General features: G+C 56.9%; 13 protein-coding genes, 1 tRNA gene and 3 pseudogenes. 8 read left to right on the top strand and 9 right to left on the bottom strand.

Features of this window, described 5'->3' with window-relative positions; all coding sequences use genetic code 11:
- Nucleotides 1–88 precede the first annotated feature (88 nt).
- Nucleotides 89–1,555, top strand: a complete 1,467-nt coding sequence (locus BLR13_RS23375; protein WP_091976686.1) for a cytochrome-c peroxidase — start codon at nt 89–91, stop codon at nt 1,553–1,555.
- A gap of 246 nt (nt 1,556–1,801) precedes the next feature.
- On the opposite strand, the gene BLR13_RS41115 is transcribed toward BLR13_RS23375, so the two are convergent.
- Nucleotides 1,802–1,972, bottom strand: coding sequence for a hypothetical protein (locus BLR13_RS41115; RefSeq protein WP_171944944.1), 171 nt, complete (start codon nt 1,970–1,972; stop codon nt 1,802–1,804).
- A 372-nt stretch (nt 1,973–2,344) separates the two neighbouring features.
- Between BLR13_RS41115 and BLR13_RS23370 the strand changes: the two genes are divergently transcribed.
- The gene (locus BLR13_RS23370) at nt 2,345–2,575 is read left to right on the top strand and encodes a hypothetical protein (RefSeq protein WP_143039693.1); all 231 of its coding nucleotides are present in this window, start codon (nt 2,345–2,347) and stop codon (nt 2,573–2,575) included.
- 451 nt (nt 2,576–3,026) lie between these two features.
- Here the strand turns inward: BLR13_RS23370 and pqqA are convergent, their stop codons facing one another.
- The 3 genes and pseudogenes from pqqA to BLR13_RS41810 form a co-directional block, all read right to left on the bottom strand.
- Entirely contained in the window at nt 3,027–3,107 is an 81-nt protein-coding gene (pqqA, locus tag BLR13_RS40320; protein ID WP_143039870.1) for a pyrroloquinoline quinone precursor peptide PqqA, read from the bottom strand.
- 199 nt (nt 3,108–3,306) lie between these two features.
- Nucleotides 3,307–3,537, bottom strand: a pseudogene (locus tag BLR13_RS41815) (c-type cytochrome); the annotation flags it as partial.
- A 45-nt stretch (nt 3,538–3,582) separates the two neighbouring features.
- A pseudogene (locus BLR13_RS41810) lies at nt 3,583–3,801 on the bottom strand (GntR family transcriptional regulator); the annotation flags it as partial.
- Nucleotides 3,802–3,920: 119 nt separating this feature from the next.
- On the opposite strand from BLR13_RS41810, the pseudogene BLR13_RS41805 reads away from it, so the two are divergent.
- Nucleotides 3,921–4,181: pseudogene (locus BLR13_RS41805) on the top strand (DUF983 domain-containing protein); the annotation flags it as partial.
- Here the strand turns inward: BLR13_RS41805 and BLR13_RS41800 are convergent.
- Nucleotides 4,175–4,459 (bottom strand): transposase, encoded by a 285-nt coding sequence (locus tag BLR13_RS41800; protein WP_244524921.1) that lies wholly within the window; start codon nt 4,457–4,459, stop codon nt 4,175–4,177. The pseudogene BLR13_RS41805 and the gene BLR13_RS41800 overlap by 7 nt on opposite strands.
- A 1,181-nt stretch (nt 4,460–5,640) precedes the next feature.
- Here BLR13_RS41800 and BLR13_RS23340 point away from each other — a divergent pair.
- Entirely contained in the window at nt 5,641–6,489 is an 849-nt protein-coding gene (locus tag BLR13_RS23340; RefSeq protein WP_074819175.1) for an ImmA/IrrE family metallo-endopeptidase, read from the top strand.
- Nucleotides 6,490–6,845: 356 nt separating this feature from the next.
- Here the strand turns inward: BLR13_RS23340 and BLR13_RS23335 are convergent, their stop codons facing one another.
- The gene (locus BLR13_RS23335; protein ID WP_074819178.1) at nt 6,846–8,072 is read right to left on the bottom strand and encodes an N-acetylglucosamine-6-phosphate deacetylase; all 1,227 of its coding nucleotides are present in this window, start codon (nt 8,070–8,072) and stop codon (nt 6,846–6,848) included.
- Nucleotides 8,073–8,227: 155 nt separating this feature from the next.
- On the opposite strand from BLR13_RS23335, the gene BLR13_RS23330 reads away from it, so the two are divergent.
- From BLR13_RS23330 to BLR13_RS23320, 3 genes are read left to right on the top strand one after another with little or no spacing between them, the layout of a single operon-like run.
- On the top strand, nt 8,228–9,163 hold the full coding sequence (locus BLR13_RS23330) for a BadF/BadG/BcrA/BcrD ATPase family protein (RefSeq protein ID WP_074819180.1): 936 nt from the start codon (nt 8,228–8,230) through the stop codon (nt 9,161–9,163).
- Complete coding sequence (locus BLR13_RS23325) at nt 9,157–10,050, top strand: N-acetylmuramic acid 6-phosphate etherase (protein ID WP_074819182.1); 894 nt, start codon at nt 9,157–9,159, stop codon at nt 10,048–10,050. Before BLR13_RS23330 ends, BLR13_RS23325 begins: the two co-directional genes overlap by 7 nt.
- Entirely contained in the window at nt 10,037–11,065 is a 1,029-nt protein-coding gene (locus BLR13_RS23320; RefSeq protein ID WP_074822108.1) for an SIS domain-containing protein, read from the top strand. The genes BLR13_RS23325 and BLR13_RS23320 overlap by 14 nt, the downstream gene beginning before the upstream one ends.
- Before the next feature lie 21 nt (nt 11,066–11,086).
- On the opposite strand, the gene BLR13_RS23315 is transcribed toward BLR13_RS23320, so the two are convergent.
- From BLR13_RS23315 to BLR13_RS40310, 3 genes are all read right to left on the bottom strand, one after another.
- Nucleotides 11,087–12,283, bottom strand: coding sequence for an aspartate kinase (locus tag BLR13_RS23315; protein WP_079586040.1), 1,197 nt, complete (start codon nt 12,281–12,283; stop codon nt 11,087–11,089).
- Between the two features lie 1,259 nt (nt 12,284–13,542).
- The gene (locus BLR13_RS42610) at nt 13,543–13,725 is read right to left on the bottom strand and encodes a helix-turn-helix domain-containing protein (RefSeq protein ID WP_074819184.1); all 183 of its coding nucleotides are present in this window, start codon (nt 13,723–13,725) and stop codon (nt 13,543–13,545) included.
- 390 nt (nt 13,726–14,115) lie between these two features.
- Nucleotides 14,116–14,184: transfer RNA gene (locus BLR13_RS40310), tRNA-Glu, on the bottom strand.
- 149 nt (nt 14,185–14,333) lie between these two features.
- On the opposite strand from BLR13_RS40310, the gene BLR13_RS23300 reads away from it, so the two are divergent.
- Nucleotides 14,334–15,605: a tyrosine-type recombinase/integrase gene (locus BLR13_RS23300; RefSeq protein WP_074819186.1), complete on the top strand. Its 1,272-nt coding sequence runs from the start codon at nt 14,334–14,336 to the stop codon at nt 15,603–15,605.
- Nucleotides 15,606–15,934 lie beyond the last annotated feature (329 nt).

Below are 15,934 nucleotides of genomic sequence, written 5' to 3'. Positions count from 1 at the left end.
GTGCGCGTCGGTTATTGGCACGAAGTGTTGCAAACTCCTACAGTGTCGACTCGCAGGCTATTCAGGGTCGGCTTGAGGGGGATCCGATATGAAAATACAGAGCGCAATTTTGGCGATCGCGGCTGCGGTACTCGCAGTCGCTATGGGCGCGGACCCGCCCGGCGCGGAGGAGAGAAGCTCAAACCTCTCGCCTCAGGTATTGCAGGAAATTGCGAGGGTCGAGACCAAGATTGACCTTACCGAGGCGAGAGCGATCGAACGGCTTGCGGCGCCGCCGGACAATCAAATCCAGCAGATCGAATTGCTCGGCAAGCTGATGCTGTATGACAAGAATTTGTCGGTAAACCGCAACGAGGCTTGCGCCTTTTGCCACATGCCCGAGACAGGCTTTACGGGTCCGGTGTCGGAGTTGAACCGGACCACGGGCGCTTACCCGGGTTCGGTTCGCACGCGTTTCAGCAACCGCAAGCCTCAATCTCACGCCTACGCGCCGCTGTCGCCCGTGCTGCATTTCAATCCCGGACAGGGCGACCTCGTCGGCGGAAATTTCTGGGACATGCGCGCGACGGGACGCCGGCTCGGCAATCCGGCCGCCGAGCAGGCGCAAGGTCCGCCCACCAATCCCGTGGAGATGGGGCTGCCAGATATCGCATGCGCGGTCTATCGCGTCTCGCAGCGGCCCTATCGCCCCCTATTCGAGGGCGTATGGGGTCCGCAGAGTTTTGCGATTGCATGGCCGGGCGACATCGAGCAGGTCTGCAACAGGCCTGGGCCGGCCGCCGCGGCCGATCCGTTGCCGGTCCATCTGAGCCCGATCGATCGCGGCCGCGCCGGTGCGACCTTCGATCAGATGGCACAGTCGATCGCCGGCTATGAAGCCTCGGCCGAGGTGACGTCGTTCACTTCGAAATTCGACGCGGTGCTCGCTAAGCAGGCGCAGTTTACGCCGCAGGAGCAGCAGGGCTACGATCTGTTCCGAGGCAAGGCGCGATGCAATGAATGTCACCGCGACGGTGAGCCAGGTGAGGACCCGCTATTCACAGACTTCACCGCCAGCAATATCGGCACTCCCGCCAACCCGAGACTTCCCTACTATAGCGAGGACCGGCCCGACGCGTTGGGCTACGTCGCCAATCCAATGGGATCGTCCTTCGTCGATAGGGGTGTCGGTACTTTTCTCAGCAGCGGACATCTGCTAAGCCAGCCCTCGGCGATCGACGCGCGATGGCTCAAGCTGGCACCGGATAACCAGGCGCGAATACAGGTGCCCACACTGCGCAACGTGGACAAGCGGCCTGATCCGGCCTTCGTGAAGGCCTACGGGCATAATGGATATTTTACCAGCCTGAAGCAGATCGTGCATTTCTACAACACGCGCGATGTGCTGCCGCGCTGCCAGCCCCATGATCCGGGCGAAAGTACGATCTGCTGGCCGGCGCCGGAGTCGACTGCCAATATGAACAAGAGCAAAGTTGGTCGTTTGGGTCTATCAGATGCAGAAGAGGACGCGCTCGTTCGCTTCATGCAGACGCTGACGGATGGGTTTATGCACTAATCGCGTCTTGATGGGCTTGCCTTCCTTATCTTCGCGAGGCGCCTCACAAGCTCGCCGCGACGAGATTCGCGCGCCGCGCGCGACACAAAGGAGGCGAAATCACCTTCTGCCCGCGCAGCATCGGAATGCGCCATGCCGCGTTTCGCAAGTATCTCCACGATCACGGCGTGATCCCGGACACGGAGGCGGTCGCGGCAATACTGGCCTAATTGCCCCGCCTCGTCTAAGCGACCCTTTTGATGCGGTTCATTGCAGTGGCCCCGTGACCTTATCATGGATGGGGTATTCCCACGCGACACCTTCCGGATCGTTTTGTTCTAACCATTCATCGGCGGCGTCGCTGGAGGAAAACACCTTAACCCAATCTTCATCGCCGATGCGCCCATAGTCGGTCACGTAGATCCAGACCGTTTTCATTGGATGACTCTGAACTTGCAGGTTGCGAGCGGAGGCGCTTGCGCCGGGCGCGGCGGATCGAAGGCACGATCAAGGTGACGGCTGATCGCCTTTGCGCCTGACGCTCATGTAGGTTCGCATTCCTCCGAGACCACTAAATTGAATTTTACGAGGGCACGAAGCGCCGCGATGGCTGGCGAGCGATTTCCTGCAAGAACGCTTCAGTGGCTGGCGATGAGTTGGCTAACGCGTGCGACAATCTCGGTGGCGTCCAACCCAATGACGGATTTTCACGTTCTAAGGAGCTTGCTGAATGGTAACTGGCGAAACGCTGGAGGCCTGCCCATCTTCCCGTTACACCAACTACTTCGTTACACTTACCAGGAGACCAAGATGAAACTCGCACTGATTGGCATCGCTGCTGTCGCTACGGCAGCTTTCGCAACGCCCGTGCTGGCGCAACAGGTGATCGAAGACCCCGGCTATTGCGCGCAGTTCTACCCGAACGCCAATTGTCAAAACCTGGGTCCCGGCAATCCCTACACCGACGGCAACTGGCGGAACGGAAACGCCTCCATGGAGCAGCCCCGTGTGCACCTTCGCCATCCGCCCCACCGCGGATGATGGAAGAAGAGTGCCCGTAAGGCCGCTTCTTTGCTCAAAGATCGTCAGCACACCCTCGGCGCGCTGCTTGGTGCCACCCGGAATGGCATGGGCTCAGGTCGATCCCAATCCGGCATCTTGAGATCGCCGGGTTTGATGAGGATGTGCTCGGCATGCTGGCGACCCTCAACGAGTTGTTCGGCGAGGCAGCCCCTCCCAGAATTGATGCCTATGCTCAAGCAACTCGACTTGTGAGGGCGTAAAACGCGCTGGTTCGCCGAACATGGCGAACCAGCCGCGTGACGACGGCGTAGGAAAATCCGGGCTGACAATGCTCGACGACCTCGATCGCTCGGCGATGCAAAGCAGCGATGAGCGGTCCGGCTGACGCAGAGGCGTGATCGGTGGGCTTTCCTGCTGCCCGAAGAGCAAACCAGAATGTGCTCCTCGGGCCAAGCAGGCATACGCGAAACTATTTGCGCATCGCGCAAACGTACATGTTGATTTCCATACCAACCTGCACTTCAACGATCTTCGGTGTCTTCCCGGTCATTAGAGCACTCCCAAATAAGAGGAAGGTAACCAAAGCTGCGGAAATGTTCCGGAGTCTTGGTCCAGCTTGCGAGACGCGCGCCTTCATCGCTATCTTTCCTACGTAGCGATGCGATGCCGACCTCCAACTAAATTGGCGTTTAGCGTTGTGAGGCGGGGTTACTAACGGACCCGGTGGGTGTCTTTTGCTTTTTTCTCAGCAGTCCGTGCGGCGCGTTCTGCGACATGGCGCGGCGGATATAGTCGAACGATGTTGTGGCGTATGGCCAGTAGCTGCTGCCGACGGTCCTCACCCGGTTTGGCGTAGCGAGTGTGCCCTGCCCGCCGACAAGCCGACCACCAACACTACCCTCACCTCTTGCGCCGTGACAAGCCGCGCATTGCTGATCAAAGATTTCGCGGCCGTGATTGACGGTACCGCTTCCTAGCGGAGGGTCTGTGGCGACCCTCGCAGTCGTCTCCGACACGAAAGTGCCTCGACCAACCCGGGCATCAATCAGGCCGCGCCGCCGTGCTTCGCTGTAAGCACGTGTCACCGTCGTGAGATCAATGTCGAGCGCGCGCGCCGGGGCGCGGTGCGTCGGGAGTTGCTGGCCGCGCGTCAGACGACCGCTCGCGATATCGGCCGAAAGTACATCAACGATGCGGATGTAAACCGGCCCCGACCGCTCCGTAATTGTAGGGATCCATTCCATGCAATTTGGCCAGACTGTTTTGATTGTCTGCTATTTCGTACTTACTGTATGGAGCATCGAATTGCGATCAAGGAATATTTGGATGAAACCCATCATGATCGAATCTCCCGGGCACAGCAATGTGGCGCGGCTTTTTGGGAAAGTGCTCTAGCTGTGGAAAGGGTTCGCTGTTCGGTCGCTTCCTGAAGGTCACCGACCAATGCGAGCGGTGCGGCGAGGACTTCCATCATCAACGTGCCGACGACCTTCCGGCCTATCTTGTGATTATTGTTGTCGGTCACTCGATCGTACCGGCGATCCTCGCAGTTGAAATGGCTTATGCGCCGCCGGCGTGGCTTCAACTCGCTATATGGCTGCCTGTGCCTGTCGTAAATCAACTCCGAACATATTGGTGGTGCAGCCCGCCCAGGACCGGGCGGCAAAGAATGGTCCCGGCCAGTTTGACGGCGCGCGAGACCGGCGCATCCTTCTCCAAAGATAAATGCGTCCTTATCTCGTTGTGATATTTCATGTACGACGGCAGTACATGACGGAGGTGTCGCTCGCCGAACACAACAACGTGGTCAAGGCACTCCCGCCGGATCGAACCGATCAGCCGTTCGGCATATCCGTTTTGCCATGGGGAGTGCGGCGATGTCGGCCGGTCACGAATGCCCATTGATCGAAGTCTTCGGATGAAGACCTCACCATAGGCCCCATCCCGGTCACGGATCAGGTAGCGGGGAGCCTGTTCCCAACCGCATGCTTCCGTGACTGATTTGCGATCCATTCTGCAGTGGGGTTAGCTGTGACGCCAAACCACAAAATTTGTCCTCGGCCGTGCCCCATGATCAGCAATCCATAGAGCAGGCGAAACGAGATCGTCAGCACGACGAACAAATCCATCGCCGCGATGCCGTCGGCATGGTTATGAAGAAACGTCTTCCAGCCTTCGTCTCTTCACCATATACTTGGCCACGCTCGTCTGGCCGATATCGATGCCGAGCTTAAGCAACTCTCCGTGGATCCGCGGCGCTCCCCACAGCGGGTTGGCGATGCTCATCTCGCGGATAAGCTTGCGTATCTCTGTCGATAAGTTTGGTCGGCCACCACGACGTCGTGACCTCCAGCGCCAGTACGATCTGAACCCGGCGCGGTGCCACTTTATAACGGTATCTGGCTTCAAAACCGCCAGAGCGTTCAGGACTGTTGGCGCCAATCGATACAGCCCGGCTCAAGCGGTCCATGACGCTGAACGTCTTCCTCTTGGGCGAATGCCGTCTCAGTATGTTAATCTGATGCCGAAGGACCAGGATCTCGGCTGCCAACGAGGCCCGCGATCGGAGCAATAATACCAGCGCCGACCAGATCAGGCTGCAAGCTTCTCTCATAAGATAGAAACATTGCGCGATTCGGCTTCACTTGCCAGCCGAATTAGGTTTCCGACAGGGACAGGTCAGGCAAGTAGGGTTTCGGCTTTCAGTAACCGCTTGCCTCATGCGAAGCGGGATCAAAAAAGAGCAGAAAGGGCTCTGCTCCGCTGTCGAGAAACTCCTTGCCGCGTTGGGGAGAATAGCCTGAAGTTAGGATTTTTAATTACGGCGACGCTCGATGGCGGCTAACCCCTACAACAAAGTATGTCAAATCTGGAGTCCGAGATGGGTCAAAAACTCCGTTCCGGCAACCGGCTGGCCACTTCCGTCTACCCCGATAACCGGACGTTCTCAGACTTCGGCGGCAAGTCGCAAAGTGCCAATAGGTAAATCTAGCCGTGGGGCGGCTCACATAGAAAACGAAGCGGCCCGGAGGGGCCGTGACGCCGCGGCCTATGGCGTGTTTCCGACCCCGGTTAAGGCTATCATGGAAGCTGCGAAGCTCACTGTCGTCGACGACGAAATTCTGAACGCCAGCTTTCTCGAGCGCTTTATCAAATCGGCCAAGGCGAGCGTTGCAACGATCAAGTCCGCGCTGAGCAAGGTTTTGGGCCTGTTCGAGGCCAACGACCGGCTGGTGATCATCGACAAGGACACCCCTGCGCCGCGCATTCCGTTTGTAAAACTGCATGAGGCCGGTCACGGGACAATGCCGCATCAGAGCAAGGTGTATTCGCTGATACACGATTGCGAAAAGACCCTCGATCCCGAAATAGCCGATTTGTTCGAACGCGAAGCTAACGTGTTCGCCTCGGAAGCGCTGTTTCAGGGCGAGCTATGGGCCCAGCACGCGAACGATCATAAATTTGGAATCAAGACTGGAATGGCACTCGCCAAACAGTTCGGTGGCTCCAATTATGCGACGTTTCGCCGGTACGTCACCAGCAATGCCAGCGCCTGCTGCCTCGTGGTGCTGGAACCAAAGCTCACATACGATCATGCCGGCTTTCGAGCCGATATCCGGCGGGTCGTGGTGTCAAAGACGTTTCATCGCATGTACGACGCTGCGGGCTTTGGCACCGCCATTGTTTCCGGACATTCGCTCGCGTCGCTGGTGCCGAGAGGTGCCAAGCAGCGGATGGTTGCACCACGTGAGTTCGTTTTGACCGATAGGAACGGTGATACGCGAACCTGCACGGGCGAAGCCTTCAAGACTCCTCATCAAATCCTGGTGCTCGTGCGCGACGAACACCCGAAAGCAAAGCTGGTGGCTCTGCCCGGAGAAACCGAGTTCAATACGATCCTCAGCGCATCTACGCGAAAGCAGATCAGTTAGTCCGCCATGGTCGGGCGGCAGTCGTGATCGAACGGGTCTCCGCCGAAAATCTCTGCAAAACGGGAATTTCCGCGGACAGGGCCGGAGACTTTCGGCAATTTCGCTCCCTAGATTTGGAGATCGGGAGTCTGGAGACAAAGTCGAATGCGCGAAAAGCCGGGATTTCCGGGCCTGTGAGGCCCAGGTTGCAAACCGTCGCCAACCGCAGGAATGGCCGGCTGACCACGCAGGGATCGAACCACAACATTCCCACCTGAAAAAAGACCTTTGAAATATCTAAAGAATTTCCGCCAATTTGGCGCCAAATTCGACCTGGAGACTTTTGCAGTTCGAAGCTGCGACAGCTGCCGATCTGATTACCCCCGTTCGGGGTTAGGGACGGATTGTGGGCGATTGCCGGCCACCCAAGTCGTAAGGACCTCGAGGTTTGGTGTTAATGCGACGATGTCTCCTTGAGCCCCAGCAACTAGCGTACCGCGATGTCTTTCGATTCCCAAAAACCGTGCCGGCACAAGCGATGCAGCGCGAAGCGCCTCGTCGAGGAACATTCCCCCGAATGTTGCGGCATTTTTGACAGCCGATGCCAGGTTTAGGTGGGCGCCGGCGAGCGTGCCGTTTTCGCAGACTAATCGGCCGTCCCGCAGTTGAATCTGCCTTCCCATGAGTTCGAAATGATCTTGCTCAGTGCCGACAGTGGGCATTGCGTCACTTACAAGCGCAATATTATTGCGATTTTTTGCAGAGAAGGCGGCGCGTACGACAACAGGATCGACATGGATGCCGTCGACAATAATGCCGACAACAGGATCGACATGGATGCCGTCGACAATAATGCCCGCTGTGAGACGGTCGTCTGTAAGGGCCATGCCAACGATGCCGGGTTCTCGGGCGCTCATGGCGGGCATTGCATTGAAGAGGTGTGTAACACCACTAAGCCCCTCGTCAACGGCAGCTGTCAGGGTGTCGGCAGTTGCCTCGCTATGACCGACTGAACATCGAATCCCGCTTGTAGCAAGGGTCTTCACAAATCTCGCAGGTACGCATTCTGGCGCCAGGGTCACCATGGACGAGCCGACTGCCGATAGCTCCCCTAGCCAATCAAGGTCTTCCATTGTCGCAGTCGCGATGTAATCGCCGCGATGAATCCCGGGACGTCGAGGACTGATAAAAGGACCTTCGAGAAGAAGACCCAGGATTCCGTCACCACCTGCGACGGATTTTGCTGCAGCAATTGCAACGATGGCCTTCGCGCGGGTATCGCTTATCAACGTAGGCAAGCAGCTTGTGGTGCCGTACCGGCGATGCGCTTGGGCGATGGCACGCATCGCGTCCGGCGTTGGCTGATCATTGAGGAGAATGCCACCGCCGCCATTGACTTGCAGGTCGATGAACCCAGGCGCGAGTATCGTTCCGGGCGGCATAACTTCGGTTGACCAGCGACTCGCACTCTCATCACGGGACGTGATAGACTGAACGATCCCACCTGCGATCAAAATGAGCGCATGATTGTGCCATCGGTATCCATCGAAAATGCGGTCCGCCGAAATTGCAAACGGGGGTGGTTCGGCTTTCTCTGAACCCATCGCCTCACTTCCTCACTGGCGATCCTTGGTCGGGATGTGTTGCCCGCCTCGGTGCGCAGGAGCCATGGTAGCGGAACTCAACGAGCCAGCAAACGTTCCTGAGAGGGCAGCCGGAGCTTTTGCGCGTCAGCGCCACACAATTCACGAGTAATTGGATGAGCACCCCCGTTTCACCCAACTCTACTCAGCTCTATATCGGTATCGATGGAGGTGGAACCAGTTGCCGTGCCCGCATCGAAGACGCGGAGGGTAACGTATTAGGTCAAGGCACCGCTGGTCCCGCTACAACGCGGATTGGCGTCGATAGTTCTATGCAGGCGGTGCGCACGGCGAGTGAGGCGGCAGTAATGGATGCCAGTCTTATGCCGAGTGCCCTTGGTCATTTGATAGCAGGAGTGGGATTGGCCGGAATTGACCGTAAGGGAGCCCGTGAAGCGCTTATGAGCGTCACCCATCCGTTCCAAGACGTGGTCTTCGCAAGTGACGCGAACGTTGCTTGCTTAGGGGCACATCGTGGTCGCGATGGTGGTATTGTCGTTCTGGGTACCGGCAGTATTGGTTTCGCTAGCGTAAAAGGCCGCGAGCTCCGTATCGGAGGATACGGATTCCCAATCTCTGATGAGGGAAGTGGTGCCGATCTCGGACTTCAGGCCGTGCGGCTCGCGCTTCGCGCACATGACGGCAGGATAAGTCCGAGCCCCTTTTTGCTAGAAGTGATCGAAAAGCTTGGGTCTGATCCGGTTGCGTTGGTCGCATGGGCCGAACAGGCGACAGCCAAAGACTATGCGAGCTTGGCTCCGGTTGCGTTGACCTACGCAGAGGCACGTGACCCGTTTGCGGAGGAGATCGTAGCCGAAGGCGCCCGGCAGGCTGGCGTGCTCATTCGTTCCTTGGTGGAATTCGGTGCGCCCCACATCTCTCTGCTTGGGGGTCTGGCATCGCGCATGGTTCAGTGGCTTTCACCTGAGGTCGCGCACTTTCTGTCCCCGCCCGAGGCTGATGCAGTAGCTGGGGCCCTGCTTTTGGCCCGGCGCAAAGGATCCGTCCCAATCGATTCCAGCGGGCAGAGGAAAGGTGCGCAGATATGCTGACAGAGCACATAAATCCGCGCTTCGTCGACCTCGATTCGTGGTCCACCAGCGATATGATCGAAGCTATGTATGACGGGCAACTCACCGCTTGCGCAGCCGTAAGACCGGCCTTGCCGGCAATAAATGCCGCCGTGGATGACGCGGTACCGGCCCTGAAATGTGGTGGTCGCCTGGTTTATGTAGGGGCTGGCACTTCTGGCCGTATTGCTATTCAGGACGGCGCAGAGCTTGGTCCAACGTACGATTGGCCAAGCGACCGTATCGTTTTCGTAATGGCTGGAGGGCTGCAAGCGGTACTGGAGAGCGTTGAGGGCGCCGAAGACGACGAAACAAAAGGGGCTGAAGCAATCGCCAATGCTGAGCTTAATGAAAATGACGTTGTCATAGCTGTCGCTGCGAGCGGCACCACACCGTTCACTATCGGCGCGCTACGTTCCGCAAGAGCGAGGGGAGCCCTCTGTATTGCTGTGGCGAACAACCGAGGAGCGCGCCTTTTCGAACCAGCCCACCATCGTATCTTGATAGAGACCGGCACTGAGGTGCTTGCTGGCTCAACGCGGATGCAAGCGGGAACGGCACAAAAGATTGTCCTTAATCTGTTCTCTACCGCCGTAATGGTCAAGCTCGGCCGGGTTTACCGGGGTTTGATGGTCAGTATGCGCGCCAGCAATGCAAAGCTTCTTCGGCGCGCAGAGGTCATTGTTCGCCAGATTGTGGGATGCGCCGAGAATGATGCTGCCAAGTTCGTTGAACACGCGGAGGGCGACGTTAAAGTCGCAGTACTACTCGGTCTTGGATGGGAGCAGGCCGACGCCCGTGAAGCATTGCTCAAACACGAGGGTAATCTGAGAGCGGCCATTGACGAGCTAGCCCGTGATCGACGATGACCGCTCCCAAACGGCCATGGCTCGAGAGATCCGTGAGATCCCGACGACGGCTGAGCGACTTCTGGCAGAACAGGCCTCAATCATAACAGTCGCAAATCGCATCAGACAGGCCGATCCGCGCGTCGTTGTGATTTCAGGCCGCGGGAGCTCCGGGAATGCTGGAACACTCCTTCGCTACCTGTTTGAAGCGCGGGCAGGTTTACTCGTTTCCACCTCAGCTCCGTCGGTTATGACAACCTACGAACAATCGATTGACATGCGGAACGCCGTTTTCATCGTCATATCACAATCCGGTCGAAGCCCGGATCTCGTGATGGGGGCCCAATCGGCAAGAAAAAATGGAGCGCTGACAATTGCAATTGTGAACGATTTGACCTCCCCCGTTGCCTTGGCCTGCGAATTGACGCTGCCGATTGGCGCCGGCCTGGAGCGTTCAGTCGCAGCCACAAAATCGGTTGTCCTTTCAATGATGATAGGGGCGCAACTCGTTGCATCGCTTACCTCCAATGATGATTTGATGGAAAAGATCAGGCAGCTCCCACAAAGATTTAGTGACGCACTTACCTGCGATTGGTCGGCATGGAGCAGCAGCCTAGCGGCAGCACGTGCTGGGTTTGTAATTGGACGCGGGTTTGGATTAGGATCGGCGCGCGAGATCGGGCTTAAGGTCGCCGAAACCATGCGGCTACCAACGTTAAGCTATAGCGCAGCAGAGGTGAGGCATGGTCCCCTCTCCTGTGCTACCGTTGAGACGCCATTTCTCGTCCTAAGGCAGAACGACGGATCGTCTGCGATGGTGGATACCTTAATCGCCGATCTTCGCGCCAGGAACCTCAATGTCTTTTCCGTAGGGGATTCAGGCGGCACACTCCCTTGGATAGGAAACGACGATCCGATTTGCGATGCAATTACGATGTTGCTGCCAGCCTATGCCGCCGTAGAGCAGGCCGCACGAGATCGCGGTTTCGATCCAGACAATCCGCCAAATCTCACCAAAATTACAGAAACAATGTAATCGATGGCCATCGCGGCGACGCTAGATCAGGGAATGCAAAGCCTTGACCGCGGCTTCGCGAGTCTCGACAGGAACAAATAGGTTTACCGAATGCGGTGACAAAACATATTTGTCGGCGATAATTCCGTGATGTTGCAGAATCTGAATTGCCTTAAAGGGCAGGTCTGAAGAAACGCCGCCGAAGCAAGTCAAGCTCACAGAACTTAAAGTCTCGCGCTGTTTGCGTAAGTCTTTGGTCCTTTCCACCGTTCGCAGCAAAGTGTCGAGCGACTCCGCGTCGCAAGTCATCATAATGCGCGTTTTTCCGGCAGTGAAAGCTGAAGCGAGAAGTTGCGGCCAAGGTAAGCCGTTCTCTTTGAGATGCCGCGCGAACTTCTCAAAACCTTGATTGAGATCTGACGAATCGATCTCAACATGCTCAACGCGAGCCATTGAGTTGACGGCCAAAACCTTTCCGCTTTCCATTCCTGCAACCCCTTTCATGACTTGCGTGCTGTGTTCTTCGCCGCCGCCCCATTTTTTTAGAACCAAGGGCACATTTTGGCTTTGTGCCAGCTCCACGCTGCGAAAATGCAAAACCTTCGCACCCCAAAAACACATTTCGGATAACGATGCAAAATCCAATTGGCGTATGGACTTTGCATTCGCTACGATGTGCGGATCGGCCGAGCAAACTCCGTCGACCTCTTTGATAATTTCACAGCAGTTAGCTTTTAACACCGCGGCCATGGCGACCGCAGTAGTGTCGCTGCCGCCCCGGCCCAGTGTGGTGATTTCTTTGGTCACCGGATTCACGCCCTGAAAGCCCGCTAAAACCACGATGCGTCCGCGATCGAGTTCTTCGCGCACGCGAACGGGCCGCACATCTAAGATGCGCGCGGAGGAATGGGATTCGTCGGTCATCACTCCGGCTTGGCTGCCGGTAAAACTAATCGCCGGCACGCCTAGATCAGACAGCGCCATGCTCATTAACGACATGCTGATGCGCTCACCAGCGGTTAGTAACATATCGAGTTCACGGCGATTTGGATGCGAGCTCACTTGATACGCGGTCTTAACAAGTTCGTCGGTGGTCTTACCCATCGCTGAAACGATCGCCACAACACGATGGCCACGGCTATGCAAATCGGCGAGACTGCTTGCGACCGCGCGAATTTTTGTCGGCGTTTCAAGACAGGCGCCGCCGTACTTTTGCACGATGATCGGATTGATGCGCATTTTACCTACCGGAGAATGCCCTGAAGACCGACATACCAGCGCGAACGAACTACCAGGTGGCTCTAAGCCCTTTCGGAATGCGAATGCGATCGTTGTGAACGCCCCTTCCCCATCCGCCGCGGCGCCGCGGCAAGGTGTGGGGCAAGGAGCCTTGACGCGCCAAGTTTTCGGCATTCAACAATTGCAAAGATTCCAGGCTTCGTTAGGGCCTCCCGTTGACGAAGTTGACTGCATCCTACACCGCTCATTGCGTCATGATTGTCCAGTTCTGCCCGAGAATCGGCCGGCGCTGGAACTGCCACCTCTACCATTCAGTGGGATCGAAATCTGTCTCCGCCTAAAGTCTCCTCAAAACGGGAATTTCTGCGGTATTGGCTGGAGACTTTCAGCAGATTCTCGCTAGAGTTGCCGTTTTTCGGAGACTGGAGACGCCCCACGAATGCGCAAAAACCCCTATAAATGCGGGGTTTTCGCCCACAAAGTGCTCGCTATCTCTAGTTGAGCGAGTGCGTGGCTGGGGCGGAAGGGATCGAACCTCGATATGGCGATCTCAAAAGCGGATGCTCTTGCCTGTTCGAGAGGATTTGAAGAACCCCATTTCATCAGCATGCACAAACTGCTCGAAACAATCGACTTTCTAGAACCGTACCGAACTCGCAGAGTCCAGAGTTCTGGAGAGAATTGGGCTATTCGGAGAAGAATGGGCGGGCTCTGCCGATTAGGAGTCCGCAACTCAGATCAGAAATCACTGCTAATACTGGCCTCACATTGCCAACATCCAGGCGCAGAGAACAAGCGGCTGCGGCGAAGCTGGCGGAGGGAGAGGGATTCGAATTGGCGATACGCTCGTTCGGCGCGTGGTGAATGAATGGCCTTCCGAAAAAGCAAGAAGCCGTTCTTCGAGCCGCGTTATCGGCCGACCCTGCCAATCACATTGTCGGGAGTATACGTCGGCCGGCATCCAAGAAATACCGTTTGAAAAACGGTTTTAGTCGGCGCGGCTCAAACGGTGAAACCCGCTAGGCTCTTGAAAGGGCTGGTGGGCGCACCAGGGCTCGAAGCTGGGACCCGATGATTAGGAGTCAGCTGCTTCAGCAGCGAGAGACCAATCTTGGCACCTCTACCTGAGTCACAGCACCAGTTTCGCACCAGAAACGCCCCAACCAATACGCAGCAAACGCGATCGGACGGCTTCTCCCCGGACGGTTCGTTCATCGGCGAGATTATGCTCGCACACCTTAAAGGATATCGCACGTTCATTAGTTCGACATGTTGGTGTCAAGGAGCGCCAGAAGTGAACGCACCACTACTAGTCGCCGACGTCCGATCGTTGTCGTGACGATACGCCCAGCTCCTATCAATTCGTAAAGCTTCGTGCGTCCCAAGCCGGTCACTTCGCATGCATCGTCAATCGTGCAGGTGAACCGCTGGGCGAATGGCATCGTGCTCGGTTCCGCGGCTTTCGGAGCGGATAGACTGACATGTGACTGTTGTCCGCCAGTTTTCTCTCGTCGATTGTATCTCACGTGGCCCTCCTATTCGCACAAAGCTCGGCAGGACAAGAGTTGATTGTGCGACGAGCAACGTCAATGCGAACATCCGAGCGCGCTCGCGTACGACAGCGCACGTCAGCGGCGGTTTGAATATTTCCGGACACCAAGGGCGACGAGGAAATTTTTTGCGAATGCGCCAGCCACAGTGAGGCATCGCGCCGAGGCTAGTCCGCTAATGTCGGCAGCAAATTCCCAAAGCGTTCGCCGCGGTTCACCAGCGTCTTATTCAACCATTATTCAACGAACGCGGCTGATGGCTACCTAAGTGCCTGAGTTTACTGGCGCTCCCTAGGGGAATCGAACCCCTGTTTCAGCCTTGAGAGGGCCGCGCACTAGAACCGCCGCAAACTATTAGCTTCTAAAAACCCCTGTAATGGTAGATACTTAGAACAACGGCAAACGGCGGAGAACCGCCGCAAAGCCCTCTATACCCGGTCCATACCCGGTCGGATTGAGGCTCATAAAGCCGCTTCGTGCTTCCAGCAGGAGGATTCAATATGGCCCGAACCGTTAAGCACGCGAAGCTCGATAGCCGCACCGCCCGGCTTAAACTTAGGAAGGGGCGTCAGCCGCATTGGCAGGAGCTACAGCCGCAAAACCATCTCGGATATCAGCGCCAGAAATCTTCCAAAGATGGAAGATGGGTTTTGAGACGCTACTTAGGCGGCGGAAACAAGTATCGCGTTATTCCGCTGGGCTTGGCCGACGATGACGCCGATTCCGATGGCACTAAAATCCTGAGCTTTGATCAGGCGAAATCCAAGGCGTTGGCGATGATGGAGACGCCGGACGGCGATAAGAAGATACAACGCATCACAGTCCGCCAAGGAATGGCGCTGTATGTCGCACAGAAGAAGCGGCTCGGCCAATCTGTGGCTGACGTATCATCAAGAGGTACCGCACACATCCTGCCCAAGCTGGGCGACCGGATAGTGAGCGAGTTAACCGATGAGCAGTTGCAGCAATGGCTGTTCGATATCGCGGAGGCCCCTGCTCAAAACCGTCCTAAGAAAGGTGTAGTGCAGTTCCGGCCAGCGCCAGTCGGTGAAGACGCTATCCGTAAGCGGCGCGCCACCGCCAACCGGGTACTAACGATGCTGAAGGCAATTTTGAATTACGTCTATGACAAGGGCCACGTCAGCCATCGTGACGCTTGGGGACGGAAGTTGAAACCTTTCCCGCAGGTGGATGCGCCACCCGTTCGATATCTGAGCATCGTCGAAGTTCAGCGGTTCTACAACAGATGTGAGTCCGAGTTTCGGCCATTGGTGCGCGGCGCGCTAGAGACTGGCGCACGCTATGCCGAACTAGCGCGAATGCTGGTGGCGGATTTTAATCCCGACAGCGGCACCGTTGCTGTCCGGAAAAGCAAGTCAGGAAAAGCGCGACAGATTATCCTGACGAAGGAAGGCGCGGCATTCTTCAAGGCGCATACCGCTGGACGTGCCGGATCGGAATTGATGTTCGCGCACGCGGATGGATCGCCTTGGAACACTTCTGAGCAGAGACGGCCAATACTGGAGGCTAACAAAAATGCACAGATAACCCCTCCGATAACATTTCACGGAACGCGACACACCTGGGCTTCGCATGCGGTTATGAATGGAACGCCGCTGATCGTGGTGGCGAAAAATCTGGGACATCGCGACACCCGACAAGTCGAGCGCGTCTATGGCCATCTCGCTCCGGGTTTCGTGGTGGATGCGATCCGCAAAGGCGCACCGAAGTATGGCATCAAGGCGGATAAGAAGGTGGTGCCGCTCCGATAGTGGTGCCGCTCCGATCAGCGCGGCGTCAGTGCAAAATCGGACTTTGCCCTGCCGTCGCGGCTTGGTGCTACTTTCTTTCTTTCTTTCCCCTCCGGTTTCTAGTCGTTTTAGGGGGTTTCTAACCGGAAGGCGAAGGCCTATAATAAGGCCGCATAAGTAAGCCGTACGAGCGGAAGGCCGAAATAGCTCGCCCTTTTTCGAGGGAACTCGCATCTAGCTTAAGAGCTGCGATACGGTAAAGCGGCACGCTGCGCTGACCTAGTCTCGGCCCGACCTTCTAAGGTTGTATCTTCCAGTAATGGAAGTTGGATCCCGACGACTCTCGCCCC

Origin of the sequence: Bradyrhizobium ottawaense, from assembly GCF_900099825.1 — a bacterium.
GTDB classification, from domain to species: Bacteria; Pseudomonadota; Alphaproteobacteria; order Rhizobiales; family Xanthobacteraceae; genus Bradyrhizobium; species Bradyrhizobium ottawaense_A.
Note: the sequence above shows the minus strand (reverse complement) of the source record. Positions and strands in the feature narration are given on the sequence as shown.

Excerpts from the sequence above, each read along its gene's own strand:
- BLR13_RS23375 (WP_091976686.1), top strand. The coding sequence starts at position 89 with ATGAAAATACAGAGCGCAATTTTGGCGATCGCGGCTGCGGTACTCGCA.
- BLR13_RS41115 (WP_171944944.1), bottom strand. The coding sequence starts at position 1,972 with ATGAAAACGGTCTGGATCTACGTGACCGACTATGGGCGCATCGGCGAT.
- BLR13_RS23370 (WP_143039693.1), top strand. The coding sequence starts at position 2,345 with ATGAAACTCGCACTGATTGGCATCGCTGCTGTCGCTACGGCAGCTTTC.
- pqqA (WP_143039870.1), bottom strand. The coding sequence starts at position 3,107 with ATGACCGGGAAGACACCGAAGATCGTTGAAGTGCAGGTTGGTATGGAA.
- BLR13_RS41800 (WP_244524921.1), bottom strand. The coding sequence starts at position 4,459 with ATGGGCATTCGTGACCGGCCGACATCGCCGCACTCCCCATGGCAAAAC.
- BLR13_RS23340 (WP_074819175.1), top strand. The coding sequence starts at position 5,641 with ATGGAAGCTGCGAAGCTCACTGTCGTCGACGACGAAATTCTGAACGCC.
- BLR13_RS23335 (WP_074819178.1), bottom strand. The coding sequence starts at position 8,072 with ATGGGTTCAGAGAAAGCCGAACCACCCCCGTTTGCAATTTCGGCGGAC.
- BLR13_RS23330 (WP_074819180.1), top strand. The coding sequence starts at position 8,228 with ATGAGCACCCCCGTTTCACCCAACTCTACTCAGCTCTATATCGGTATC.
- BLR13_RS23325 (WP_074819182.1), top strand. The coding sequence starts at position 9,157 with ATGCTGACAGAGCACATAAATCCGCGCTTCGTCGACCTCGATTCGTGG.
- BLR13_RS23315 (WP_079586040.1), bottom strand. The coding sequence starts at position 12,283 with ATGCGCATCAATCCGATCATCGTGCAAAAGTACGGCGGCGCCTGTCTT.
- BLR13_RS42610 (WP_074819184.1), bottom strand. The coding sequence starts at position 13,725 with ATGCCATTCGCCCAGCGGTTCACCTGCACGATTGACGATGCATGCGAA.
- BLR13_RS23300 (WP_074819186.1), top strand. The coding sequence starts at position 14,334 with ATGGCCCGAACCGTTAAGCACGCGAAGCTCGATAGCCGCACCGCCCGG.